The organism is Fundidesulfovibrio sp. (genome assembly GCF_058402725.1).
The window spans coordinates 1-22,397 of the sequence record NZ_JBZVFJ010000021.1; the positions used below are offsets into that span (position 1 = coordinate 1).

General features: G+C 66.2%; 22 protein-coding genes and 1 riboswitch. Of the genes, 11 read left to right on the forward strand and 11 right to left on the reverse strand.

All coding sequences use genetic code 11. The features are described 5' to 3' along the window. A partial coding sequence (locus tag ACV4UX_RS04620; protein ID WP_491592149.1) for a diaminopimelate decarboxylase family protein occupies window positions 1-632 on the forward strand: 632 nt, incomplete at its 5' end. A gap of 325 nt (window positions 633-957) precedes the next feature. Next, a complete protein-coding gene (locus tag ACV4UX_RS04625) occupies window positions 958-2,358 on the forward strand; it encodes an esterase/lipase family protein (protein WP_491592150.1) in 1,401 nt (466 codons plus the stop codon). A gap of 167 nt (window positions 2,359-2,525) precedes the next feature. On the opposite strand, the gene cbpB is transcribed toward ACV4UX_RS04625, so the two are convergent. From cbpB to ACV4UX_RS04650, 5 genes are all read right to left on the reverse strand, one after another. Further along, window positions 2,526-3,929, reverse strand: a complete 1,404-nt coding sequence (gene cbpB / locus ACV4UX_RS04630) for a peptide-modifying radical SAM enzyme CbpB (protein ID WP_491592151.1) — start codon at window positions 3,927-3,929, stop codon at window positions 2,526-2,528. 2 nt (window positions 3,930-3,931) lie between these two features. Then, complete coding sequence (cbpA, locus tag ACV4UX_RS04635) at window positions 3,932-4,033, reverse strand: modified peptide precursor CbpA (RefSeq protein WP_491592152.1); 102 nt, start codon at window positions 4,031-4,033, stop codon at window positions 3,932-3,934. Window positions 4,034-4,136: 103 nt separating this feature from the next. Continuing rightward, window positions 4,137-4,265: riboswitch (cobalamin riboswitch) on the reverse strand. A 119-nt stretch (window positions 4,266-4,384) separates the two neighbouring features. Further along, window positions 4,385-5,011 (reverse strand): TapB family protein, encoded by a 627-nt coding sequence (locus ACV4UX_RS04640; RefSeq protein ID WP_491592153.1) that lies wholly within the window; start codon window positions 5,009-5,011, stop codon window positions 4,385-4,387. Further along, window positions 5,001-5,489: a MamS/MamX family magnetosome protein gene (locus ACV4UX_RS04645; protein WP_491592154.1), complete on the reverse strand. Its 489-nt coding sequence runs from the start codon at window positions 5,487-5,489 to the stop codon at window positions 5,001-5,003. The genes ACV4UX_RS04640 and ACV4UX_RS04645 overlap by 11 nt, the downstream gene beginning before the upstream one ends. Before the next feature lie 74 nt (window positions 5,490-5,563). Then, complete coding sequence (locus tag ACV4UX_RS04650) at window positions 5,564-6,556, reverse strand: hypothetical protein (RefSeq protein WP_491592155.1); 993 nt, start codon at window positions 6,554-6,556, stop codon at window positions 5,564-5,566. A 339-nt stretch (window positions 6,557-6,895) separates the two neighbouring features. Between ACV4UX_RS04650 and ACV4UX_RS04655 the strand changes: the two genes are divergently transcribed. Continuing rightward, window positions 6,896-7,504: a hypothetical protein gene (locus ACV4UX_RS04655; protein ID WP_491592156.1), complete on the forward strand. Its 609-nt coding sequence runs from the start codon at window positions 6,896-6,898 to the stop codon at window positions 7,502-7,504. 20 nt (window positions 7,505-7,524) lie between these two features. Further along, window positions 7,525-8,760 carry a cyclic di-GMP phosphodiesterase gene (locus ACV4UX_RS04660; RefSeq protein WP_491592157.1) on the forward strand — a complete coding sequence of 412 codons (1,236 nt, stop codon included), beginning with the start codon at window positions 7,525-7,527 and terminating at the stop codon, window positions 8,758-8,760. A 308-nt stretch (window positions 8,761-9,068) separates the two neighbouring features. Here the strand turns inward: ACV4UX_RS04660 and ACV4UX_RS04665 are convergent, their stop codons facing one another. Further along, the gene (locus ACV4UX_RS04665) at window positions 9,069-10,268 is read right to left on the reverse strand and encodes an aminopeptidase (RefSeq protein WP_491592158.1); all 1,200 of its coding nucleotides are present in this window, start codon (window positions 10,266-10,268) and stop codon (window positions 9,069-9,071) included. Between the two features lie 148 nt (window positions 10,269-10,416). On the opposite strand from ACV4UX_RS04665, the gene ACV4UX_RS04670 reads away from it, so the two are divergent. Continuing rightward, complete coding sequence (locus ACV4UX_RS04670) at window positions 10,417-11,517, forward strand: sensor histidine kinase (RefSeq protein ID WP_491592159.1); 1,101 nt, start codon at window positions 10,417-10,419, stop codon at window positions 11,515-11,517. A gap of 39 nt (window positions 11,518-11,556) precedes the next feature. Next, window positions 11,557-11,775: a translation initiation factor IF-1 gene (gene infA, locus ACV4UX_RS04675; protein WP_027190819.1), complete on the forward strand. Its 219-nt coding sequence runs from the start codon at window positions 11,557-11,559 to the stop codon at window positions 11,773-11,775. A 321-nt stretch (window positions 11,776-12,096) separates the two neighbouring features. Here the strand turns inward: infA and ACV4UX_RS04680 are convergent, their stop codons facing one another. Continuing rightward, complete coding sequence (locus ACV4UX_RS04680) at window positions 12,097-13,704, reverse strand: MBL fold metallo-hydrolase RNA specificity domain-containing protein (RefSeq protein ID WP_491592160.1); 1,608 nt, start codon at window positions 13,702-13,704, stop codon at window positions 12,097-12,099. A gap of 109 nt (window positions 13,705-13,813) precedes the next feature. Here ACV4UX_RS04680 and ACV4UX_RS04685 point away from each other — a divergent pair, with 109 nt between their 5' ends. Next, a complete protein-coding gene (locus ACV4UX_RS04685; protein ID WP_491592161.1) occupies window positions 13,814-14,308 on the forward strand; it encodes a GNAT family N-acetyltransferase in 495 nt (164 codons plus the stop codon). Here ACV4UX_RS04685 and ACV4UX_RS04690 read toward each other — a convergent pair. Continuing rightward, the gene (locus ACV4UX_RS04690; protein ID WP_491592162.1) at window positions 14,290-14,805 is read right to left on the reverse strand and encodes a hypothetical protein; all 516 of its coding nucleotides are present in this window, start codon (window positions 14,803-14,805) and stop codon (window positions 14,290-14,292) included. The genes ACV4UX_RS04685 and ACV4UX_RS04690 overlap by 19 nt on opposite strands. Before the next feature lie 90 nt (window positions 14,806-14,895). Here ACV4UX_RS04690 and ACV4UX_RS04695 point away from each other — a divergent pair, with 90 nt between their 5' ends. Further along, the gene (locus ACV4UX_RS04695) at window positions 14,896-15,294 is read left to right on the forward strand and encodes a bacteriohemerythrin (RefSeq protein ID WP_491592163.1); all 399 of its coding nucleotides are present in this window, start codon (window positions 14,896-14,898) and stop codon (window positions 15,292-15,294) included. Between the two features lie 299 nt (window positions 15,295-15,593). Here ACV4UX_RS04695 and ACV4UX_RS04700 read toward each other — a convergent pair whose 3' ends face one another. The 3 genes from ACV4UX_RS04700 to carB are packed head-to-tail and all read right to left on the reverse strand — an operon-like array spanning window position 15,594 to window position 20,616. Next, a complete protein-coding gene (locus ACV4UX_RS04700) occupies window positions 15,594-15,929 on the reverse strand; it encodes a hypothetical protein (RefSeq protein ID WP_491592164.1) in 336 nt (111 codons plus the stop codon). A 5-nt stretch (window positions 15,930-15,934) separates the two neighbouring features. After that, window positions 15,935-17,350, reverse strand: a complete 1,416-nt coding sequence (gene purF / locus ACV4UX_RS04705) for an amidophosphoribosyltransferase (RefSeq protein WP_491592165.1) — start codon at window positions 17,348-17,350, stop codon at window positions 15,935-15,937. A gap of 35 nt (window positions 17,351-17,385) precedes the next feature. Then, window positions 17,386-20,616 (reverse strand): carbamoyl-phosphate synthase large subunit, encoded by a 3,231-nt coding sequence (gene carB, locus ACV4UX_RS04710; RefSeq protein ID WP_491592166.1) that lies wholly within the window; start codon window positions 20,614-20,616, stop codon window positions 17,386-17,388. 194 nt (window positions 20,617-20,810) lie between these two features. Here carB and lspA point away from each other — a divergent pair, with 194 nt between their 5' ends. The 3 genes from lspA to ybgF are packed head-to-tail and all read left to right on the forward strand — an operon-like array spanning window position 20,811 to window position 22,390. Continuing rightward, on the forward strand, window positions 20,811-21,296 hold the full coding sequence (gene lspA / locus ACV4UX_RS04715) for a signal peptidase II (RefSeq protein ID WP_491592167.1): 486 nt from the start codon (window positions 20,811-20,813) through the stop codon (window positions 21,294-21,296). Window positions 21,297-21,347: 51 nt separating this feature from the next. Continuing rightward, window positions 21,348-21,569 (forward strand): PLDc N-terminal domain-containing protein, encoded by a 222-nt coding sequence (locus ACV4UX_RS04720; protein ID WP_491592168.1) that lies wholly within the window; start codon window positions 21,348-21,350, stop codon window positions 21,567-21,569. Window positions 21,570-21,571: 2 nt separating this feature from the next. Beyond that, complete coding sequence (gene ybgF, locus ACV4UX_RS04725) at window positions 21,572-22,390, forward strand: tol-pal system protein YbgF (RefSeq protein ID WP_491592169.1); 819 nt, start codon at window positions 21,572-21,574, stop codon at window positions 22,388-22,390. The last annotated feature ends 7 nt before the right edge of the window (window positions 22,391-22,397 follow it).

The window sequence follows — 22,397 nt, forward strand, 5'->3', positions numbered from 1 at the left end:
CCCTGGAGCCTTTCATGGAGGCCCTGGACCGCATCATCCGTTTCTACGACCGCCTCAAGGGCATGGGCCTGCGCATCGAATACCTCGACCTGGGCGGCGGCCTGGGCATCACCTACAACGAGGAGGAGCCCCCCCACCCGGCCGAGTTCGGCAAGGCCCTGGTGGGCGTGCTCAAGGACCACCCCATGACCCTCATCCTGGAGCCCGGCCGCGTGATCGCCGGCAACTCCGGCATCCTGCTCACCGAGGTGGTCTACACCAAGAAGACCCCCACCAAGGACTTCGTCATCGTGGACGCCGCCATGAACGACCTGGTGCGCCCTTCGCTCTACGGCTCCTACCACGCCATCAAGGAAGTGGCTCCCAAGGGACGCCCCGTGCTCAACGTGGACGTGGTGGGCCCCATCTGCGAATCCGGCGACTTCCTCGCCAAGGACCGCGACCTCCCCGCCGTGGAACAGGGCGAACTGCTGGCCGTGTTCTCGGCCGGAGCCTACGGCTTCACCATGTCCTCCAACTACAACTCCCGCACCCGCGCCGCCGAGGTGCTGGTGGACGGCGACTTGGCCACCCTGGTGCGCCGCCGCGAAACCTACGACGACCTGATCGCCCTGGAGAAGGACGCCCTGTAGGGCTGATCGGACCTCCTTCTTGCTCACGAAAGGCCGGCGTGCGGGACGACCCCGCGCGCCGGTTTCTTTTATCCTGATGATCCGGCCGGGGACGTCACGCCTCGGCCGTCCCCGACACCCACGAGGCCTGTGCTCCAGTCCATGCCGGGTCGCGGGCAGTCCCCGCAGCCGATCGGCACATGCCGTACGCCCTGTGCAGCCCTCCCGCTCAACTTGCGGCTACACTCGCTAGATATCGATTAATTGACAGAAATTGCGCGCATGATTGCCGAAATATTCGACAACATGGTACTTTCAGGCCCATCCGTCAAACGGGAGGGCCGCCATGGCCAGACAAGTCATCGTGCTCCACGGCTGGAGCGACAGCTTCAAATCCTTCAAACACCTGGCTTCGTTCCTGAATCGCAACGGATTCACGCCCCACGCCGTCCACCTGGGAGACTACATCTCCAAGGACGACGAGGTGCGCGTGGAAGACGTGAGCCGCCGCATGCGCGATGTCATCCGCCAGCGTCAGGATGATGGAACCATCGACGCGTCTTTCGACATGATCGTGCACTCCACCGGGGGACTCGTGGCCAGGCAGTGGATCGCCGACCTGGCGGACCTGGGGCTGCCCTGCCCCCTGAAGCGTCTGGTCATGCTCGCCCCGGCCAATTTCGGCTCCGCCCTTGCGGTCAAGGGCAAGAGCCTGATTGGGCGCATCTTCAAGGGGGCGGACAACTGGTTCCAGTCTGGCCAGGCCATGCTGGACGCCCTGGAGTTGGCCTCCCCCTATCAGTGGAAGCTGGCCCACCAGGACCTCTTCGTCCCGGCGGAACGGCCCGACGCCACCTCGCCCTACGGCGACGGCGGCGTGTGGCCCTTCGTGATCATCGGCAGCCATCCCTATTCCGATCTCCTGCGCAAGATCGTCAACGAGAACGGATCAGACGGCACCATCCGGGTCTGCGCCGCCAATCTCAACGCCAGGGGGATGACCATCGACTTCAGCTCCGACCCCGAAAACCCCGAAGTCACGCCCTGGACCCTTCGCAATCCCGACCTGAGCGCGCCCCTGGCCGTCCTGCCCGACAGGGACCACGGCTCCATCCACAGGCCCGACAAGGGCGATAGCCAACTGGGTGAACTGATCCTGCAGGCTCTACGCTGCGACAACGCCGCCAACTACATGAATATCAACCAGGAATGGAACGCCATCAGCGAGAAAACGGGAGCGATGGCCATGGACACAAACCTTGATGAGGACGACCAGGCCTTCTACCATCAATATTTCCAGGTTGTGGTCCGTGCCGTGGACGACCAAGGCAACGACATCAAGGACTTCTTCCTGGAGTTCGGCGGCCCCGAATACGACGACCGCCTCACCGGCATGTTCCACACGAAGGTGCTTGAAAAGAAACACTCCAATCAGGTCAACCCGGCATTTCGCTGCTTTTACGTGGACCGCAACGACCTCTTCGCACTCTACTACGACCAGATCAATGTCCCAGCCGACAAGGTGCTCACCCTCACCGTAAGCGCCGCTCCGCCCGGACCCAACATCACTTACCTGAACCAGCACGCCGGGCAGGGCCAGGGCCGCATCAAGGTGCACTGCGAGAATCTCAACGACCGCGACCAGTTGGATCAGTTCCGCCTGCGGCGCAACACGACGCACTTCCTCAAGCTCGTGATCCCGCGCACGCCCAAGGACGAGGTTTTCAAGCTCAAATTAGCGCCTTAAGGAGAAGGTGCACCGGCGACCAGGAGGATGCCCACCGGTCCCGCAATTCTTCGCGGGGGTCACCGGCGGCGACTGGAATAATGATGAAGATATTCGGCCGCCGAGCGGCGCGGGCCAAGCCAGCGCCGCACGGCGGCCGGTTCTTTTGATCGAGGGAGTACGCGGAGCTAGGCCGTGAACTCGAAAGTGGTCTCCACGCCCTCGTCCCAGCCGTCCCAGAGGAAGTCGTCCGCACGGCCGTCCGCGATCAGCCGGAAGGCGGAGCGGGCCTGTTCCTCGTAGAAGCGGCAGAAGGCCCCCTTCCGGTCCATGCCGCCGTTCATCTCGGCGGCCTCGGCCGGACAGGGGGAGCCGCAGAAGTGCCGCACGGCGCAGCGCGAACACTCTTCGATGTCCTCCACCTTGCGCCCGGTCACGGCCTTGAAGGGCGCGCTCTCCAGGATGTCGCCCAGGCTGTCGGCGAAGAGGTTGCCGCCCCGCCAGTCGGGCAGGCCGATGAACTCGCTGCAGGGGAACACGTCGCCGCCCGGCGCCAGGGCGAAGAAGCAGCGCCCGCCGCCGCAGGGCGAGATGTCGCACATGAGGCGGCGCGCCGTGGGGGCCAGGATCGAAAGCAGGATGTTGGCGAAGTTGCCCACAACGAGCTTGCGCCCGGTCTCCTTGTAGAGTTCGTGGGAGCGCTCCAGGGCCTTGACGAACCAGCGGGCCGCCACGTCCTCGTCGGGCTTGATCTCGCGCGCTCCGGGCAGGGTGCAGCGCACCATGTTCAAGAGGCAGGTGCTCACGCCGTACTTGTGGAAGAACTCCACCACCTTGGGCAGCGTGCGCACGTTGCCGTCGGTGACCGTGCAGATGACGCTGAAGGCCGGATAGCCCGCCAGCTTCTCCATGGCCCACAGCACCTTGCGCGAAACGCCCTCCCCGCCCCAGGTGACGCGGGCGCGGTCGGCCACGGCTGCGCTGGCCCCGTCCAGGGAGACGCCCACGCCCACCCCGCGCTCCGTGAGGAAGGCGATGGCCTCCTCGTCCAGAAGCGTGGCGTTGGTCTGGATGCCGAAGCGGAAGTTCTCCTGGTGGCGCTCGATGCCGGCGAACATGGCTTCCCTGTTGAGCAGGGGCTCCGCGCCGTGGAACACCACCTGGGGGCGCGTCCCCTCGGGGAGCGTGGCGTCGAAGTGGGCCTTGAGCCGGTCAAGGGCCTCCAGGAGGCGCTCCTTGGACATGTGCTCGCCGCCGGAACGCATCGCTGCCGGGATGTAGCAGTAGGCGCAGTTGAGGTTGCAGCGCTCGGTGGGGTTGAAATAGACCGCCGAGGGCGAGAGCCCGAAGCGCAGGCGGCGCATCTCCTCGGCGAAGCGGTCGGCCTGACCGGCGTAGGCCTTCAGGAACTTGCGGCTCGTGAGGGTCCGGCCCAGCTTCTCGGTGCGCACCAAGGCCCAGAAGGCCGTGTCGGGGTCCACCACCGCCATGTACTCGCGATGGCCGATGTCCACGGGCTGGAGCGCGGGGCCGGAGCCGGTGTTGAAGTGGCGGCCCCGCTCCGGGGCCGCCGCGTCGCGCTTGGTGGACATCGTTACTTCTTGGGGTCCATGAGGATGTAGTGGGAGAGCCCCGTGCCGTCGGCCTTGCAGGTCTTGCGGATGGCGATCACGTCCTTCTTGCCTTTGCCTTTCATGGTTCCTCCGGTGGTGGGGTTGCGGAAAAAGAAAAGGGTTCCGGCAGGAGCATCCTGCCGGAACCCTTTGCCTTCAGGTTCCGATGGGTTGGCGATTCGACAGGTCTTCTGGCTTCCGGATCCTGCGCGCGGGGGCGGCCTTCCCGGGGAAACCCCAGTGACCGGCTTTCGCCATGCCCTCGCGCGTCCCCGGTTACAGCGACGGGTTCGCCACGGATTCGCACCGTGTTCCGAGATGTCGTACGCAATCAGCGGCTTGATACCTTTTCGCGGCCCAAAGGTCAAACCCCGGGGCTGCCCCCCGCCGGATTTCCGAAGTCCGTCGACGTGCGCTCCTGCCGGGCCTCGGGGCTACTTCCTGCCATACTCCTGGAGCACGGCGTTGTGGCCGTGGGTGTCGGTGATACGCACGAAGTAGGCCGCTTCCGGGGCGTACCAGAGGGTGTAGGTTCCGCTCCAGCCGGTGGTGTTCCTCTTCTGCACCTTGATGCGGAAGGTCTTGAAGGTCCCGGCCGGGGTGGTGACCTCCTCGGAGGCCTCCACGGTGACTGTGTTGGTGTAGCTGGCGCTGCCCTTGGCCGTGCTGGCGCTCTGGGTAAAGGTCCGCGTCTGGCCCACGGCCAGGGGGAAGAAGACGTAGGCGTCGGTTCCCGAGTCCACGGAGTAGGCCAGCAGCGAACCGTTGGAACTCTTGACGGAGAGATCGCGCCCGAGCACGGCCTTGCGGGCCTGGTCGCCGTCTCCGGTCAGGACGATCTCGTCGCCCACGGATCGCACTTCCATGCGTTCGGCCAGGGCGTAGGGGCTTCTGGTCTTGGAGGAGAAGCGCCACCAGTCGCCGGGTTTCCACTGGGGGGCCTGGGCGGCGGGGAGCGGGGCCACTTCGGCGTGGCGCGAGGCGCAACCAGCCAGGGACAGGGCCAGAACCAGGAGCAGCAGACCCCGGAGAGATCGGGTGGCCGGGCCGTTAGTCGTCATCGGAGGACTTCCTTTCCTTGGCCAGTTCCTCGGCGCTCATGCTCCACCAGGGCATCCCGTCCTTGGTGCGGCGCACCTTGAGCTGGAGCTTCTCGTCCTTTTTCACCTTGGAGGCCAGCACCACCTCCTTGCCGCCGATGGTGGCCCAAACGCCCGTGACCTTCACGGAGTCGCCCTTGCGCAGCCCGATGGATTCCAGGTCCACGAAGGACTTGGGACCCAGGTGCACGGTCTCGGTTTTATTGTCCTTCTTGTCGCGCACCACGAGGGCCACGCCCTTGTCCATGCCCGGCAGGGGGACGATTTCCAGGATGTCTTCCACGCGTCCCTTGAAGGAGTCTGCCTCCTTGGGGTCGTAGGCCTTGTCGTAGGCCCCGCCCCGCTCCCAGCCCTTGATGTTGTCGGCGGCCAGGGCGGGCGCGGCGAGGCAGAATACGGCGAGGAAAGGAAGGACGGCGAAGCGGACGAACGATGCCATGGATTCCTCCGGAATGATGTGACGATTCTTGTTAGCTAATGCGCGAGGGCTCCGGTGTAAAGCCGTCGGCGTCGTCATGCGCCCGAGGGGGCGTGCCCGCCGGGGTCCGCCGCGTCCTGCCCGAGCCCGGTCTCCCCCGCCCCGCGCAGGCGCGCCAGGGCGTAGTCGTGCTCCGGGTCGCCCGGAAAGAGGAACTGGTAGGAGATGTTCTCGCGGCAGAAATCGTCGAAGGCTTCGGCCCAGTCCGCCACGGGGAGCGCGGCGCGGCGCTCCATGTGCAGCAGGGCGAAGAGCGGCTCGCGCCCGAAGGCTTCTGACCCGAAGAGGTACTTGCCCGCCATGTGGAAGGGCCTTCGCGAGGCGATGAGCGGGTTTCGCAGCGGCTCGGGCAGCATGGCCAGGGCGAAGGACTGCATTTCCGAAAGGTGGAAATTGCCGTAAAGGAACGCGCCCCATCGGTGAAGCTCCCCATGCAGGGAGTTGGGCTCCGTCTCCAGGTAGAAGCGCGCGTCCAGGCGCAGGCAGTAGGCGTCGGCCGTGTGGATGGCCAGGGCCATCTTGTTCACGCCCACATCGAAGGGCACTTTGGCCAGGTAGACCACATAGAAGCCTTTCAGTAGCTCGAAGAGGCCGTTCACGTACTCGGGCCGGTTGTAGTCCAGGAATTGCTCGTTGACCGCCCCTCCGAAGATGTTCTGGAGCATGATCGCCGGGGGGACCTGGTCCGGCTTGGCCGCGACCACGGCGGAGACGAAGGCCGGGTCCGTGGGGGCCAGGGCGTCGTCCGTGAGCAGGGAGGGGGTGACGTTCAAGAGCGCCGCATACCTGGACACCCTGTCGAAGGAGACTCCGGAGCGGATGTCCTCCTTGACGGTCTTGATGCTTTTGGGAAGGCCGCACTGCCCCCAGCGCTTCATGTTGAAGAGGTGGTTGGGGGCGGCGGTGTTGCTGCCCCAGGTTTTGCCCAGGAGCATGAAGGCCATGCGCAGCTTGTCTCCGGCGCGGGCCAGGCGTCCCTTGCGGGGTCTTCCGGGCGTTGCGGTCAACGGTTCCTGGGCTGGCGTCACGGCGTGCCTCCGGGGTCTCATCGCATCAGACCGATGCGCTGATTTCTACCCCTTTTCTGCCATATAATAAACCAAAAAAGGGCCATTGCCAAATCGGCCCCTGCCTCCGATTGTGCGGCCAACACGGGAGCGAATGCATGCGGGAAAAACAATCCTCTACTGGCTGCAGAGGCTCCGCGCGCCGGGCGGCCAGCGTCTCCGGCCACCCGCGGGGCTGGCCGGGCAGCGGAGGATCGGGCGGACGTTTCCGTGGCCCGGGATCCCAACCTCTCATCAGGAGGGTCCATCATGATGCGGCGCATCCAGGCAATTCCGGCCGATTCGTCGTCCGTGCCCCCCGTGCCGACCTGTGTCCCGGACCTCAGGAGCGCCCATCGCGTCGAGGTGACCCGGGACCTCGTCATGGAGTTGGCCGTCTGGTTCGGCCGGAGCCTGGGGTTGCACCGCATCCACCTGCGCGACCTCGGCTCTCCGGTGTTCACCCTGGGCAGGCCGCCCTACCCATGCATCGACAACATCTCGGCCGGGGGCCTCGGGCTCTCCTTCGCCGCCTCGGCCCCGTCGCAACTGGCTGCCCTGCGTGAGCGCCTGCCCCTGGCCCTGGTCTACTTCAAGCTTCACGACCCGGCCGGGACCAACTCCTGGCCCCTGGCCTTCATGGCCGGCTACGAGGTGAAACGCGTGCGCTACCATGAGGGGCGCATCTGCCTTGGGTTGAGCCTGGCCCTGGACGGGGTCCCCCACCCCGAGGAAATGGCCCTGGACTTCGTGGACGCGCGCAAGTACGGCATCGCCTGCCTCACCAAGTGGTGCGACGATTTGCACCGTCGCAACGTCCGGGGCGGCTGCGCCAAGGGCTTCCAGGGCCTGCGCCTGGACATGCTGCTCAGCCAGTTGGACGCCGCCCTGGCCGAACTTCCGGGCCGGTCGGTCTGCCCCGGAGCCTGACCCCGGGATTTCACGACGCCATGGCCAGTCCACACCGCCCCGCCCCTTTCGCCGCCGCCCCGTCGCCCAGCGCGGGGAGCCCCGAGCGCATCCGAAAGATCGCCGTCGCCGAATTGCGCCCGGGCATGACCGTGGTGGACACCGGTCTTTCCTGGACGGAACACCCCTTCCTCTATTCCGAGGCGGGTCCCGTGGACTCCCTGCGGCAGGTGGAGTCCTTGCTGGCCGAAGGCTACCGCGAAACCTTCATCCGGGAGGAACGCACGCCGCCGCCCCGCCAGCGTTCCGGCACGTCCCCTTCGCCCCGGCCCCTGCCGGATCCGGGCGACTACGCCAGGGCCAGGGCGCTCCAGGACGAATCCGTCGGGGTGATCAGCGCCTTCATCCGTGCCGCACGCCTGGGCAAACCCCTGGACCGGGAGGCTCCCGCGCGCCTGGTGGGGAAGGTGATCGATTCCGTGGCCGGAAACCCCGACGCACTGGTGAGCCTGGTGAATTTGCGCCGCAACGACGCCTATTCCTACACCCACTCCCTCAACGTTTCGGTTCTGGCGGTGGTGTTCGGGCAGCACCTGGGCCTGGACAAGGACGCGTTGCGCGGACTGGGAGAGTCCGGCCTCTTCCACGACCTGGGCAAAACCCGCATCCCGGACGCCATCCTGGACAAGCCCGGACGTCTCACCCCGGAGGAGTTCGCCGTGGTCAAGTCCCACCCGGGCGAGGGGGCGGACATCCTGGAGAGCCAGGGGCTCGCGTCTCCCAAGGTGTTGGCGGCCATCCGGGACCATCACGAGAAGTTCAACGGCGCGGGCTATCCCCGGGGGCTGGCCGGAGACAGACTGGAGCGGGCGGCGCAGATCGTGGGGCTCGTGGACTCCTACGACGCCATGACCAGCAACCGGCCCTACCGGCGGGCCATCCAGCCCAACACGGCCATGCGCATCCTGTTCGCCATGCGCGACAAGGACTTCTCGCGCGAACTGGTGGAATCGTTCATCAAATGCCTGGGCATCTATCCGGTGGGCAGCCCCGTGCGCCTGCGCGACGGCTCGGTGGCCCTGGTCTGCGGCTCCAACCCCGAGAGTCCCCTGCACCCCACGGTGAAGATCATCCTGGACGCGCGCATGCGTCCCCGGCCTCACCGCGTGCTGGACCTCGCCTCGCCCCAGGCCAAGGCCCTGGGCGACGCCGCGGTCATCGAAGCGCCCCTGGACATGTCCGTGCTGGGCATGGACCCGGCCGGATTCCTCTTCTGACGGGCAGGTCCGCCCATCGCGGCCCTTATGGCGCATCCTCTGGCGATAGCCGACCCCGGAAACGCGAAAAGCCCGGCGAGTGCCGGGCGTTTCGTGCATGCCCCGCGTCGCGGGGAAGAGGCCAAGGCCGGAGCGTCGTTCACCTGCGCGAGGGTCCGGCATTTCCCGGCAACGGAGCCGACGAGGATTCGTCGAGAGGTTTCTCGCGTTGCGTCCTCAAAATACGTCCATGCGGACAATCAAGGCAACCAGCCAAAACCATTGACTTTCTATCGGAAAGCATCCTTATGCTTTTCAAGATTGCGACACTAGCAGGCGAACTGGCCGTTCTCGTAGACCACCTTGATTCCGCCGCCGCGCAGACGCGCCGTGACGCGCTTGGGTTCGGTGTTCACCAGGTCCCAGTGGAGGGCCGAGTCGTTGAAGCCCAGTTCGGCCTTGCGGGCCTCGCTGAGTTCGGCGGGGTCGCCGTTGTAGGTGTCGGAGTAGGAGCTGCCCAGGGCCACGTGGCAGTTGCCGTGCTCGCCGCCGAAGTTCTCGTCGAAGAGGGTGTTGGCCATGAAGCGGTCGATGCGGGAAAAACGGCGGTCGGTCAGGGAGAACTCTCCCAACCTGGAAGCCCCGGCGTCCATGGCGACCTGCTTTTTCACGAAGTCCTCGCCCTCCTCGGCCTTCACGTCCGTCACCACGCCTTCGCGGAACTCCAGGCGCACGCCGCGCACGAGGTTGCCGTTGCGGTAGGAGGGCTGGTCGGCGAAGTAGACGCCTTCGGTACCGCGCCAGTCGGGCGAGAGGAACAACTCGAAGCTGGGGATGTTGTGCCCCGAGATGCCGATGAACCGGCGTTTGAGCCCGGGGGTGACGGTGAGGTCCACGTTGGCGGACTCCACGTGGTAGGCCTCCACGTCCAGGGCGTTGATCCACTCCTTGATGGCCGTGGCGTCCTTGTGGATGCGCCGCCATTCGGCCACGGGGTCGGCTGCGCGCAGGTGGCAGGCCTTGATCACCTGTTCGGTGAATTCCTTCTTGGTGAGCCCGGCGCAGCGCGCGTATTCGGCGGTGGGGTGCACGCAGAGCGTCCAGCCGAACTGCCCGGCCTCCTCTCGGCGGGTGAGGATGTCGCGGTAGGGCTTTCGGGCGATGGCGGTCTGGGCGATGCGCTTGGGGTCCACGCCGGAAAGATGGGTAAGGCTGTCGGGCGCGATGATGTACACCGAACCGTGCAGGTTCTCGTAGAGCTCCCGGGTGCCGGGTGCGATGAAGCTCAGCTGGGGGTCGCTGCCACGGGAGTAGAAGTCCAGTTCCATGCGCGAGGTGAAGGCCATGCGCGGCACCACGTTGAGGCCCCGGTCCACCAGCTTGGCGAAGAGGGTCTCGGCCAGCTTGAGACCGGCCAGGTCGTACTGCACGAGCACGTTGTCCCCGGGCTGGTAGGGGGTGGTGCGGGAGGTGTCCAGGCCCCAGATCAGGACGTCGGCGTATTTGTCCAGGAGTTTGGCGGTCAGCACGGCGGGTGGCTCCAAGGATGGGGTTGTCGGCGTGCAAGCCGTTTGCCCAAAAGAGCCCGCAATGTAAAGCGGGGCGGGAACCCGCGCCGCGCGGGCGGCGCGCGCTCCGTCACGGGGCCGTCACATCGGGGGCGGACACTCTCCGGCGATGCTGCCCTTCATCCAGTCCTCCTATCTGGCCGCGCTTCTGGAGAGCTTCCACTCCGGGGTGCTGATTCTCAACGTCCGGGGCGACGTGTACGCCGCCAACGAGACGGCCGGGAGCATGCTCGGGCTTGACCGTGCGACGCTGCTGGCCGGCAGTTTTCGCGAGCATGTGCTTTGCGGGGTCCGGGAGAAGAACGAGGCCCTGGCGCTTTTCGAGCATATCCGGGACGGAGGCGATCCCGGACCGGGCATCCAGACCACGCTCGATCATCCCGCACTGGGGCTGCGCCACGTCACCCTGTCGCTCTCCCGGCTGGTGGAGTACGGTAAGGTGTTCGGCATCGTGGCCCAGCTGACCGACGTGACGCCCATCTACGCGATGCACCGGCGCGAGAAGGACATGCTTGAGGAGCAGGCCCGGCTTCAGCGCGAACGCATCGCCTCGCTGGACCAGCTCTCCATGGCCCTCGCCCACCAGATGCGCAACCCGCTCATGAGCATCGCCGGTTTCGCGCGCATCCTGGAACGCAAGGGCCGCATGGACGAGTACGGCGTGCAGGCCCTGCGCGCCATTCTGGACGGGGCCGGACGCCTGGAGGACATCGTTCGGGCCGTCACGTGCTACACCGCCTCGCGACCGCTGGAGCGCATCGCCTCGGACCTGGGCGGCCTGGCCCGGGAGGCCCTGCGCGCCGTGGAGCCCCTGCCCGGCGGCGTGGTCGTGGAGTTCGCGCCCAATTGGCCCAGCGCCCTGCTGGATCCGCAGCGCCTCAGCGACTCCCTGGCGGAGGTGCTGCGCAATGCCGTGGAGGCATGCTCCCCGGCCGGGGGCGCAGTGCACGTCCTTCCGGAACTCGATGCCGACGGCCTGAGCATCGTGGTGACCGACCAGGGACCGGGCATCGACCCATCGATCCAGCCCTTCCTGTTCGACCCCTTCTTCACCACCAAGACCGTGGGCGTGGGAATGGGTCTGCCCAAGGCAAGGCGCTGGATGCGGGAGTTGGGGGGGGACGTGACGCTGTGCCGGATTCCGGACGGGGGAACCAGGGCCATCCTGCGTTTCCCGGCAGGCAGCGTCTTGAAGGGCGCGGAAAAATAGTCTATCAAACGCTGCTTCACATCACCGGAGGAGGCAGCCATGCCCAAGGAAGACGCCATCGAAGTGGACGGAACCGTCCAGGAAGCCCTGCCCAACGCCATGTTCCGCGTGGAACTGGAAAACGGGCACGAGGTCCTGGCGCACATTTCCGGCAAGATGCGCAAATTCTACATCCGCATCTTGCCCGGCGACAAGGTCAAGGTCGAGCTCTCGCCCTACGATCTTTCCCGCGGCCGCATCACCTACCGCATGAAATAAGGCCTCCCTCCAGAGGCCTTCCGCCCGGCCGCGCGCCCTGCCACAGGGCCGCCCCTCGCTGACTTCGCCGCACGCCGACCGGCGCTCGTCCGGCCTGACAGCCCAGCCCGCAGCGAACCGTCCGTCCTAGCCCCAGGGGAGTCGTCCGCCTCGGGTCGACGGCTTGCGCGCCGCACACGTCTCTTCAAGCTGCACTTGAACTGTCGCCAGGCATGGCCCAGGACTTCTGCTCGCCCCCCGGCCCTTCCGGAAGACCGGGTCCGCTGGGCGGAAAGCGGACCGACCGCCCCTGGGGAACGGCCGGTCCTGCCGCGAAAAAGCCTACATCTGGGAGATCATCTCCATGAGGTCCTTGTTCACCTCCAGGAGCCTGTCGCGCAGCTCCACCTGCTCCACCCAGGGGCGCTCGGCCGCCTTGTCCAGGCGCTGCTTGAGCAGGGTGAACTTGGATTCGGTGTCGGAGAGGATGAAGTTCCAGTCCACCCGGGGCATGGCGCGTTCGGTGTGCAGCACCATGGCCGTCTCGACTCCGGGCTTGAGGGTGCATTCCTCCAGGTATTCCGGGGTGCGCACCGTGAAGCCGAAGCGCTCCCGGATGAGCCCCGCCAGGGTGTTGATGGCCCCGTTTTCGCCGTGGACCAGGAACACTTCCATGCCGTTGGGCTTGAAGTGGTTGAGCCAGCCCAGGATCTGGCTCTGGCCAGCGTGGGCCGAGAAGCCGCCGATGGTCCAGATCCTGGCGGCCACCTGCACCTCCTCGCCCAGGAGCTTGATGCTCTTGGCCCCGTCCACGATCTTGCGGCCCGGCGTGCCCTGTCCCTGGTAGCCTACGAAGACCACGCTGGCCCCCTTGCGCCACAGGTTGTGGCGCAGGTGGTGCTTCACGCGCCCTGCGTTGCACATACCGCTGGCCGAGATGACGATGGCCGGTCCGTCGGTGGTGTTGATGTTGCGCGATTCGTCGGCCGTGAGCGTGAACTTGAGGTTGGGCAGATTGAAGGGATCTTCCCCCGCGTCGATGAGCGCCTTGATCTCCTCCTCCATGTACTCGGGATGCTTGCGGAATACCTCCGTGGCCCGGATGGCCAGGGGGCTGTCCACATAGACGGGCATGTCCCGGGGCAGCTTCCCTGCCTTGGAGAGCATGTGCAGCGAATAGAGCACCTCCTGGGTGCGCTCCACCGCGAAGGCCGGGATGATCACCTTTTCGCCGTGAGCGTAGGAGAACGAGATGGCCTCGGCCATTTCGTCCAGGCTGGAGCCGAGGTCCTTGTGGTCGCGGTCGCCGTAGGTGGATTCCAGGAAGAGGTAGTTGGCGTCCTCCACATGGCTGGGGTCGCGCACGAGGAGCTGGTCCTGGCGGCCCAGGTCGCCCGAGAACACCAGCTTGCTGGTGGCCCCGTTCTCCGTCACCCAGATCTCGATGAAGGCCGAACCAAGGATGTGCCCCGCGTCGCGGTAGATCACCTTCACGCCGGGAGCCGGCTCGAATTCCTGATTGTATTCGATCACCTGCATCATGGGCATCACGGCCGCCGCGTCCGCCTGGGTGTAGAGGGGCTCCACCGGCTTGCCGCCCCTGCGGGCGTTCTTGCGGTTGGCCCACTCGGCCTCCATCTCCTGGATGTGGGCCGAGTCCTGGAGCATGATCCAGAGCAGGTCGCGCGTGGCGGTGGTCACGTACACCTTGCCGGAGAAGCCGTGGCGCACCATGCGGGGCAGCAGGCCCGAGTGGTCCATGTGGGCGTGGGTGAGCAGGAAGAAGTCGATCTTGCGCGGCTGGTAGGCCGTCACGTCCTGGTTGCGGGACTCGATCTCGCGGTTGCCCTGGTGCAGGCCGCAGTCCACGGCAAAACGGATGCCGCCCGTCTCCAACACGTAGCACGACCCGGTGACGGTCTTGGCCGCGCCCAGAAATTTGACTTTCATCAGTGCCCTCGGCAGGTTGCGGTTGCGCGTTACAACGCGGGGGCGTAACCTACACCAAGAAGGCGCAGATTCCAAGGCGCGCCGGGAACCCGCCACGGAGCACCATGCCATGAGCACCCTTCCGGCAATCGCCCCCGCAGGGCCCCAGGACACCGAAGCCGTCCGCGCCCTCTTCCGCGACTACCAGCAGAGCCTGGGCATCTCCCTCTGCTTCCAGGATTTCGAGACCGAACTGGCCACCCTGCCCGGCCGCTACTCCCCTCCGCAGGGCGCTATCCTTCTTGCACGGGACGCTCACGACCCCGTGGGCTGCGTGGCCCTGCGCCCCCTGGACCAGCCCGGCGTCTGCGAGATGAAGCGCCTTTTCGTGCGTCCCCAGGCCAGGGGCACTGGCCTGGGCCGATCACTGGCCTTGGCTGCCGTCGCCGCAGCGCGCGCCGCCGGATACCGCGCCATGCGCCTGGACACCCTGCCCTCCATGGGGCGGGCCATCGCCCTCTACGAGTCCCTGGGCTTCCGGGACATCCCCCCCTACTGCGCCAACCCGCACGATGGCGTGCGCTACCTGGAGCTGGACCTCGCCCTTCAGGACCCCGGGGCGTAGAGCACACCGCAGTCCAGCCCCGAGCCTCCGCCCAGCACGTCCTCGAAGGCCGTGATCCCGGCCGGGTAGGCGGCGCTCCATCCCTTGGCCGAATAGACCAGGAACTCCGCCCCCGTGAAGGCGAACGTCTTCGCCGTCAGGTCCACCGTGAACTTCACCCGAAGAAAGGCCCGGGCGGCCTTCACCTGCCCGTCCCCCCCCACTTGCGGGCACTGGCGCGCCTCCGGCAGATCCATGCGGTACTCGCCCGTGGAGAGCACCCGCGTGACGCCCTGGGCGTCCACGTACTGCTCCCACGTCACCTCCTTGAACACCGGCCCCACGCGCATGGCCCGACCCACGGGCACGGCCGGGTCCAAAGGCGTGACGCCGCCCCGCACCAACTCCACGCCCGGGTCGCCGCAACCCGCCAGAGCAATGCAGATCGCAAAGCAGAGGAGAACGCGCCCTGGAAGGCTCGCGATCCCGGATTCCGACGGCTGCCTCGTGTCGCCCATGGGTGGCTCCTTGCCGCGTGCGCTTGAAATCCAATGCGTCCGGGGATAGAATCAACGATCCCTCTCATGCCGTCCACAACGGATGTCCCTATGATCGAATGGAACGACTCCCTGTGCACCGGCGTCGAGGAGATCGACGCGCAGCACCGCGCGCTGGTGCGCCGCTACAACGTTTTCTCCCAGGCGGCCGCAGACGGCGTCGGCGCTCCCGAACTGGCCGAGATGCTCCGCTTCATGCACGCCTACGCCGAAGCACACTTCCGCACCGAGGAACGCTTCATGGAGCGCACGGGCTATCCTGGCCTTCCCAGCCACATCCTGCAACACCGGGAATTCTCAGGCAGGCAGTTCTGGCTCCTGGAAGGGGCCGACTCTCCCGAAACCGTCCAGGAAACCGTGGACTTCCTGCGCGACTGGATCGCCCGGCACGTCGGCGAGGTCGACGCCCTGATCGGAGAATACGCCCGGGAACTCGCCCGCAAAAGCTGACCCGCGCGCCCCTCCGCTGGTTTGCCAACGCAGTAGGGGGAGAAGCCTCCGGCGGCCAGGGCTTCGCCCTGGACCCACCAGGGGGGAGCCCCCCCTGGACCCGGCAATTGCTTCGCGGGCTTCACCGGCTACGACGTCGTGTTCCGGTTCCGGGTAGCCCTTTGGCCGCCGGAGGCTTCTTCTGTGCCTGCCCGGCCGACAATCCCTGCCAGATCACACGCCGTCGCGAAGCAGCGCAGGGTTCAAGGGGCGTGGCCCTCTTGCCCGTCGGGGACGGCGCATCCTCGGGGCGCGCAATCTTACAAGTGTTGCTTCAACAAATCGTAGGGGGTGTCTTCCGGCAGCAGGACGCGTTTCTGGGGCAGGAGGGCTTCCACGAGGGCGCGCAGCCAGTCGCGGTTGGCCCGGAGGCTGGCGTAGCCGATGAACACCCTGTCCCCTTCCTGGTGCAGGCTGTAGCCGTGCAGTTCCGCGCGCACGGGGGAGTTTTCGCCTTTGGGCAGCCCTTCGAAGACCATCATCTTGTTCTTGGTGTCCACCGTGGCCTTGAACCCCGTGCAGTAGGCTTCCACGAGAGGCGCAAGATTGCTGGTGACCGCGCTGGACACGGCCATGTCTTTGAGTGCTCCGAACATAGGTCCTACCAGCTGAGTGCGTTGGATTCGTCCAGGCAGTGCTTGCCGCCTTCGGCACAGGGGGGGATCACGTAGTCCCCGTTGAAGCAGGCCAGGCAGTACTGCGGATCGGCGGCGTCAGCGCCGACGGCCTGAAGCAGGCCGTCGGTGGTCAAATAGTGCAAGGAATCGAGGCCGATGTAGCGGGCGATGTCCTGTGTGGAGTTGTTGGCGGCGATGAGTTCTCCCTTGGAGGAGAAATCGATGCCGTAGAAGCATGGGAAGCGGATGGGGGGGCAGCTCACGCGCATGTGGATCTCGCGCGCGCCCAGTTCGCGCAGCTTCTTCACCCGGGTGCGGATGGTGGTGCCGCGCACGATGGAATCCTCGACGATGATGATGCGCTTGTTCTTGATGAGCGAACGCACGGGGTTGAGCTTCACGCGCACGGAGAAGTCGCGCATGTTCTGGGAGGGCTGGATGAAGGTGCGGCCCACGTAGTGGTTGCGCACCATGGCCACCTCGAAGGGCAGCCCGGACTGCTGGGAATAGCCTACGGCCGCGTAGACGCCGGAGTCCGGGAAGGGCATCACGTAATCCGCGTCCACGGGGGCTTCCTGCGCCAGGATCTGGCCCATGAGCTTGCGCCGGGAGTAGACAACCTCTCCGAAGACCACGGAGTCGGGCCGGGCGAAGTAGACCAGCTCGAAGATGCAGCGCCGCACCGGCTTGGGCTCGCAGAGGCGGTAGGAGCGCAGGCACTTGTCCTGAATGACGAGCATTTCCCCGGGCTCGATGGGGCGCAGGTATTCGGCCTCGATGAGGTCGAAGGCGCAGGTCTCGGAGGAGACGACGTAGGTGTCGTCCAGGCGTCCCAGAGTGAGGGGGCGGATGCCGTGGGGGTCGCGAAGGGCGATCATCTTGTCGTTGGCCAGGATGATCAGCGAGTAGGAGCCCTTGACGCGCTCGCAGGCCTTGATCACGGCCTCCTCGATGGTGCCGCCGTTGAGATGCTTGGCGATGAGGTGGACGAAGACCTCGGAGTCGATGGTGGTCTGGAAGATGGACCCCGAGGCTTCCAACTCTGCGCGCAACTCCATGGTGTTCACGAGGTTGCCGTTGTGGGCGATGGCGAGACGCCAGTCCCCGAAGCGCACCAGGAAGGGCTGGGCGTTGCGCAGGAGCGACGCCCCGGTGGTGGAGTAGCGGATGTGCCCCACGGCGATGGTGCCCTTGAGCTCCTTGCCCAGGTGGCGTTCGTTGAACACGTCGGCCACCAGGCCCATGCCCCGCTGCTCGCGGATCTTGAGCCCGTCCCAGGTGACGATGCCTGCGGACTCCTGCCCCCGGTGCTGGAGGGCGTAGAGGCCGAAGTAGGTCATGCGCGCGGCCTCGGGATGGCCGTAGATGCCGAACAAACCGCAGAATTCTTTCTTTTCCATCTCACCGGTCTCCGGAGCGGGCCTCGGGGCCTCGCTCAGGCGTAGTATTCCTGGAGGCTCTTCACGTCCAGGCCAGCGCCCTTGTGCTCCTTGATGGCCTGGGCCATGGCTTTGGCCCCGGCCACCGTGGTGGTGTAGGGCACGCCGTAGAGCAGCGTGGTCTGGCGCAGCTGGGAGGAGTCGCCCACGGTCTTCTTGCCGCCGACGGTGTTGATCATCAGCTGGATGTCGCCGTTGATCACCATGTCCACGGCGTTGGGCCGCCCCTCGTAGACCTTGAGCACCGTCTCGGCCTTCACGCCGTTGGCGCGCAGGTGCTTGGCGGTGCCGCCGGTGGCCACGATGCGGAAGCCCAGCTCCTCGAACATGCGGGCCACGGGGAGCACGGCGGGCTTGTCGGCGTCGTTCACCGAGAGGAACACGGTCCCCTCCATGGGCAGGCGCTGTCCGGCTGCCAACTGGCTCTTCATGAAGGCCAGGCCGAAGTTCTCGTCCACGCCCATCACCTCGCCGGTGGAGCGCATTTCCGGCCCCAGCAGCACGTCCACGCCGGGGAAGCGGTTGAACGGGAACACCGACTCCTTCACGGACACGTAGCCGCCCCGGCGCTGGCTCCAGGGGTCGAGCTCCTTGAGGGAGACGCCCATCATGGCCTTGGTGGCCAGCTTGGCCAGGGGCACGCCCGTGGCCTTGGAGACGAAGGGCGAAGTGCGCGAGGCGCGGGGGTTCACTTCCAGGATGTAGATGTCGCCGTCTTTGAGAGCGAACTGGATGTTCATGAGGCCCACAACGCCCAGCTCCAGGGCCAGGGCCTTGGTCTGGCGCTCGATCTCGGCCACGATGGCTGGATCGAGGGTGTGGGGGGGCAGCACGCAGGCCGAGTCGCCGGAGTGGATGCCCGCCTCCTCGATGTGTTCCATGATGCCGGCCACATAGGTGTCCGTGCCGTCGCAGAGGGCGTCCACGTCCACTTCGGTGGCGTTCTCCAGGAACTTGTCGATGAGGATGGGGTGCTCGGGCGAGACCACTGCGGCCTTCTCGAAGTAGGAGGTCAGCCCGTCTTCGTCGTAGACCACCTCCATGGCCCGGCCGCCCAGCACGTAGGAGGGGCGCACCACCACGGGATAGGTGATCTGGGAGGCGATCTTCCTGGCCTCGTCCACGCTCATGGCCGTGCCGTTGGGGGGCTGACGCAGGCCGAGCTTGCGCAGCAGGGCCTGGAAGCGCTCGCGGTCCTCGGCGCGGTCGATGGAGTCGGGCGAGGTGCCCAGGATGGGCACGCCCGCGCGCATGAGCTTCACGGCCAGGTTGAGCGGCGTCTGCCCGCCGAACTGCACGATGACGCCCTCGGGCTTCTCACGCTCGATGATGTTCATCACGTCCTCGAACGTCAACGGTTCGAAATACAGTTTGTCGGACGTGTCGTAGTCGGTGGAGACGGTTTCGGGGTTGGAGTTGACCATGATGGACTCGATGCCCATCTCGCGCAACGCGTAGGAGGCGTGCACGCAGCAGTAGTCGAACTCGATGCCCTGGCCGATGCGGTTCGGCCCGCCGCCCAGGATGATCACCTTGCGCCGGTCCGAGGGGGTGATCTCGTTGCCGGTCTCGTAGGTGGAGTAGAAATAGGGCGTGTAGGCCTCGAATTCTCCGGCGCAGGTGTCCACCAGATAGTAGGTGGGGGCCACGCCGAGCTGCTTGCGGATGGTGCGGATGTCCAGGGAGGTCTTCTTCCAGAGCGCGGCCAACTGGCGGTCGGAGAAGCCGTACTCCTTGGCCTTGCGCATCACGGGGGCCAGGCGGGGGTTGGCGGCGGAGATGGAGTCTTCCAGGGCGAAGGCGCGCAGTTCTGCCTCCATGTCCACGATCTCGCGGATCTGGCGGATGAACCAGGGGTCGATCTTGGTGGCCTCGAAGATGTCCTCGTCGGACATGCCGCAGAGCATGGCGGAGCGCACGTCGTAGAGCCTGCGGGAGTTGGGCTTGCGCAGGCTGGCCAGGATGGCGTCCTTGTCCCAGTGGCAGCGGTCGAACTCCTTGGAGAGCCCGGGCATGCCGGTTTCCAGGGAGCGCAGGCCCTTCTGGAGGGCCTCCTTGAAGGTGCGCCCGATGCTCATGGCCTCGCCCACGCTCTTCATTGCGGTGGTGAGGTAGTCTTCGGCGCCGGGGAACTTCTCGAAGGTGAAGCGCGGGATCTTCACCACCGCGTAGTCGATGGTGGGCTCGAAGGAGGCCATGGTCTCGCGGGTGATGTCGTTGGGGATCTCGTCGAGGGTGTAGCCCACGGCGAGCTTGGCGGCGATCTTGGCGATGGGGAAGCCGGTGGCCTTGGAGGCCAGGGCCGAGGAGCGCGAGACGCGGGGATTCATTTCGATGATCACCAGCTCGCCGTCTTCGGGGTTCACGGCGAACTGCACGTTGGAGCCGCCGGTCTCCACGCCGATTTCGCGCATGATGGCCAGGGCGGCGTCGCGCATCTTCTGGTATTCGTCGTCTGTGAGGGTCTGGGCGGGGGCCACGGTGATGGAATCGCCGGTGTGCACGCCCATGGGGTCGATGTTCTCGATGGAGCAGATGATGACGCAGTTGTCGGCCTTGTCGCGCATCACCTCCAGCTCGAACTCCTTCCAGCCCAGCACGGATTGTTCAAGCATCACTTCAGATTTCATGGAAAGAGCCAGGCCGCGCGCGGCGGTCTTCTCCAGGTCTTCCATGTTGTAGGCAACGCCGCCGCCGGAGCCGCCCAGGGTGAAGGCCGGGCGGATGATGATCGGGAAGGGGATCTTCTTGCCCCAGGCGCGCACGTCCTCGATGGAACGGCAGATGCCCGAGCGCGGCGTCTTGAGCCCGATCTTGTCCATGGCCGCGCGGAACTCCTCGCGGCTTTCGGCCTTCTTGATCACGGCGAGGTTGGCGCCGATGAGCTCCACGCCGAAACGGTCCAGCACCCCGGCCTCGGCCAGGGCGACGGCGGTGTTGAGCCCGGTCTGCCCGCCCAGGGTGGGCAGCAGGGCGTCGGGGCGCTCGCGCTCGATGATCTTGGCCACGATGTCCGGGTCGATGGGCTCCACGTAGGTGCGGTCGGCCAGGCCCGGATCCGTCATGATGGTTGCCGGGTTGGAATTGACCAGCACCACCTCGTATCCCTCTTCTTTGAGGGATTTGGCCGCCTGGGAGCCGGAATAGTCGAACTCGCAGGCCTGGCCGATGACGATGGGACCGGAGCCGATGATCAGAATTTTCTTCAAATCCGTGCGTTTGGGCATGTCTCGGGCGGGGTTGGGGTTTGGAAGGGCGGGGCGTCGCGCCTGGCGCGAAAATGTCAAAAAGCGGGGATCGCCCCGCGCGAGGGTTTACGCAACTTCCCCACCGCCTGCAAGACAATTGAGGCCCCCCTGTCGATTGACTTCCGGGCCAGCTTGCTTAAAGGAATTGCCGGACCAACCGGAGGAAACCCGTCGTGAAGCCCCAATACGTCCTGGCCGGAAGCCTGGCCGCCGTGGTGACCCTGCTCGACCAGCTCACCAAGTTCCAGGTTCAGAAGGCCCTGCCCCTCTACGCCTCCCGCGAGGTGCTGCCCGGCTTTTTCAATCTGGTGCACATCCTCAACAAGGGAGCGGCCTTCGGCTTCCTCAACGACCCCGACACCTCCTGGCAGACCTATTTCTTCATCGCCGTGGTGGCGCTGGCCGTGGTGATCGTGCTCAACCTGCTCTCCAAGGCCGACAACGAGCCGCGCCTCTTCGTGGTCTCCCTGGGGCTCATCCTGGGCGGCGCGCTGGGCAACCTGGCCGACCGCGTGCGCCTGGGAGAGGTGGTGGACTTCCTCGATTTTTACCTGGGCGGCTACCACTGGCCCGCCTTCAACGTGGCCGACATCGCCATCACCCTGGGGTCGCTGGCGCTCATCTTCTCCTGCTACCTGCGCGGGAAGAAGCCCCAGTGAGGCCCCTCAGCCTTGCCAAACGCCGCGCCCGGAGATAGCTAGGAGCCACTTATGGACTTGACCGCCACCATCGCGGGGTATCCCCTCTGGTTCTTTCTCGTGCTGGCATTGCCCGTATTTCTCAACTTCTGGGCCATCTCGCACGCGTTCTACCGCAACTTCCCCACCGTCCAGGAAAAGATGGTCTGGCTTTGCCTGGCCGTCTTCGTGCCGGTCCTGGGCGGCATCGCCTACATCGTGGCCGGCCGCAAGAGAGGTACGAAACCGTCATGACCATGCGCAAACGCCTCGCGGTCCTGGCCGCCCTGGCGCTGCTCTCGGGCTGCGCCGGAACCGACGCCGCCCCCGGCCCCGTCAAGGGCAAGCCCATCGACCCCGCCGCACAGGCCCAGGCCAACTTCGTGGCCGAGTTCGAGGGCCTCAAGTCCCAGGTGCAGCGCCTCAACGCCGAAGTCGAAGACCTGAACCTCCAGATCCGCACCCTCACCGACGGCGACGGAGGCGGCGGCGCGACCCTCCCGGAGCTCTCCAAACGCATCGCCAGGGTGGAGGGCAACCTCAAGATGATGGGCTCCCAGCTGGGGGTGGAGGTGGACGGGCAGCAGCCCGCCGCCGGTCAGCAGCCCGGCCAGGGCCCTGCCCCGGGACAGCCCCCCGCCGTGCAGCAGCCCGGCCCCCAGGCCCAGCCCCAGGCCCCCGCGAGGACCGACGTGTCCTCCGCTCCCGGGGCGGACCCCGCCGAGGCCCTCTACACCAGGGGCATGCAGTCCTTCCAGGCCAAGGACTACGACCGGGCCATCGGCCTGTGGCACGACGTGGCCAAGACCTACTCCAAACACGCCCTGGCCCCCAACGCCTACTTCTGGCTGGGCGAGGCCTACTACCAGAAAAACGACTGGACCCAGGCCGTGCTCAACTACAACGAGGTGGTCGAGAAGTTCCCCAAGAGCAACAAGACCCCCTCGGCCATGCTCAAGATGGGCATGGCGTTCCAGAAGCTCAACAAGAAGGACGCCGCCCGGCTCATGTTCCAGGATCTCATCAAGAAGTTCCCGGATTCCGCCGAGGCGCGCCGCGCCAAAACCCTTCTCTAAAGGTTCC

Excerpts from the sequence above, each read along its gene's own strand:
- infA (WP_027190819.1), top strand. The coding sequence starts at position 11,557 with ATGCCCAAGGAAGACGCCATCGAAGTGGACGGAACCGTCCAGGAAGCC.
- ACV4UX_RS04720 (WP_491592168.1), top strand. The coding sequence starts at position 21,348 with ATGGACTTGACCGCCACCATCGCGGGGTATCCCCTCTGGTTCTTTCTC.
- ACV4UX_RS04700 (WP_491592164.1), bottom strand. The coding sequence starts at position 15,929 with ATGTTCGGAGCACTCAAAGACATGGCCGTGTCCAGCGCGGTCACCAGC.
- cbpB (WP_491592151.1), bottom strand. The coding sequence starts at position 3,929 with ATGTCCACCAAGCGCGACGCGGCGGCCCCGGAGCGGGGCCGCCACTTC.
- ACV4UX_RS04640 (WP_491592153.1), bottom strand. The coding sequence starts at position 5,011 with ATGACGACTAACGGCCCGGCCACCCGATCTCTCCGGGGTCTGCTGCTC.
- ACV4UX_RS04625 (WP_491592150.1), top strand. The coding sequence starts at position 958 with ATGGCCAGACAAGTCATCGTGCTCCACGGCTGGAGCGACAGCTTCAAA.
- cbpA (WP_491592152.1), bottom strand. The coding sequence starts at position 4,033 with ATGAAAGGCAAAGGCAAGAAGGACGTGATCGCCATCCGCAAGACCTGC.
- purF (WP_491592165.1), bottom strand. The coding sequence starts at position 17,350 with ATGGAAAAGAAAGAATTCTGCGGTTTGTTCGGCATCTACGGCCATCCC.
- ACV4UX_RS04645 (WP_491592154.1), bottom strand. The coding sequence starts at position 5,489 with ATGGCATCGTTCGTCCGCTTCGCCGTCCTTCCTTTCCTCGCCGTATTC.
- ybgF (WP_491592169.1), top strand. The coding sequence starts at position 21,572 with ATGCGCAAACGCCTCGCGGTCCTGGCCGCCCTGGCGCTGCTCTCGGGC.
- ACV4UX_RS04680 (WP_491592160.1), bottom strand. The coding sequence starts at position 13,704 with ATGAAAGTCAAATTTCTGGGCGCGGCCAAGACCGTCACCGGGTCGTGC.
- ACV4UX_RS04695 (WP_491592163.1), top strand. The coding sequence starts at position 14,896 with ATGATCGAATGGAACGACTCCCTGTGCACCGGCGTCGAGGAGATCGAC.
- ACV4UX_RS04690 (WP_491592162.1), bottom strand. The coding sequence starts at position 14,805 with ATGGGCGACACGAGGCAGCCGTCGGAATCCGGGATCGCGAGCCTTCCA.
- ACV4UX_RS04660 (WP_491592157.1), top strand. The coding sequence starts at position 7,525 with ATGGCCAGTCCACACCGCCCCGCCCCTTTCGCCGCCGCCCCGTCGCCC.
- carB (WP_491592166.1), bottom strand. The coding sequence starts at position 20,616 with ATGCCCAAACGCACGGATTTGAAGAAAATTCTGATCATCGGCTCCGGT.
- ACV4UX_RS04685 (WP_491592161.1), top strand. The coding sequence starts at position 13,814 with ATGAGCACCCTTCCGGCAATCGCCCCCGCAGGGCCCCAGGACACCGAA.
- ACV4UX_RS04670 (WP_491592159.1), top strand. The coding sequence starts at position 10,417 with ATGCTGCCCTTCATCCAGTCCTCCTATCTGGCCGCGCTTCTGGAGAGC.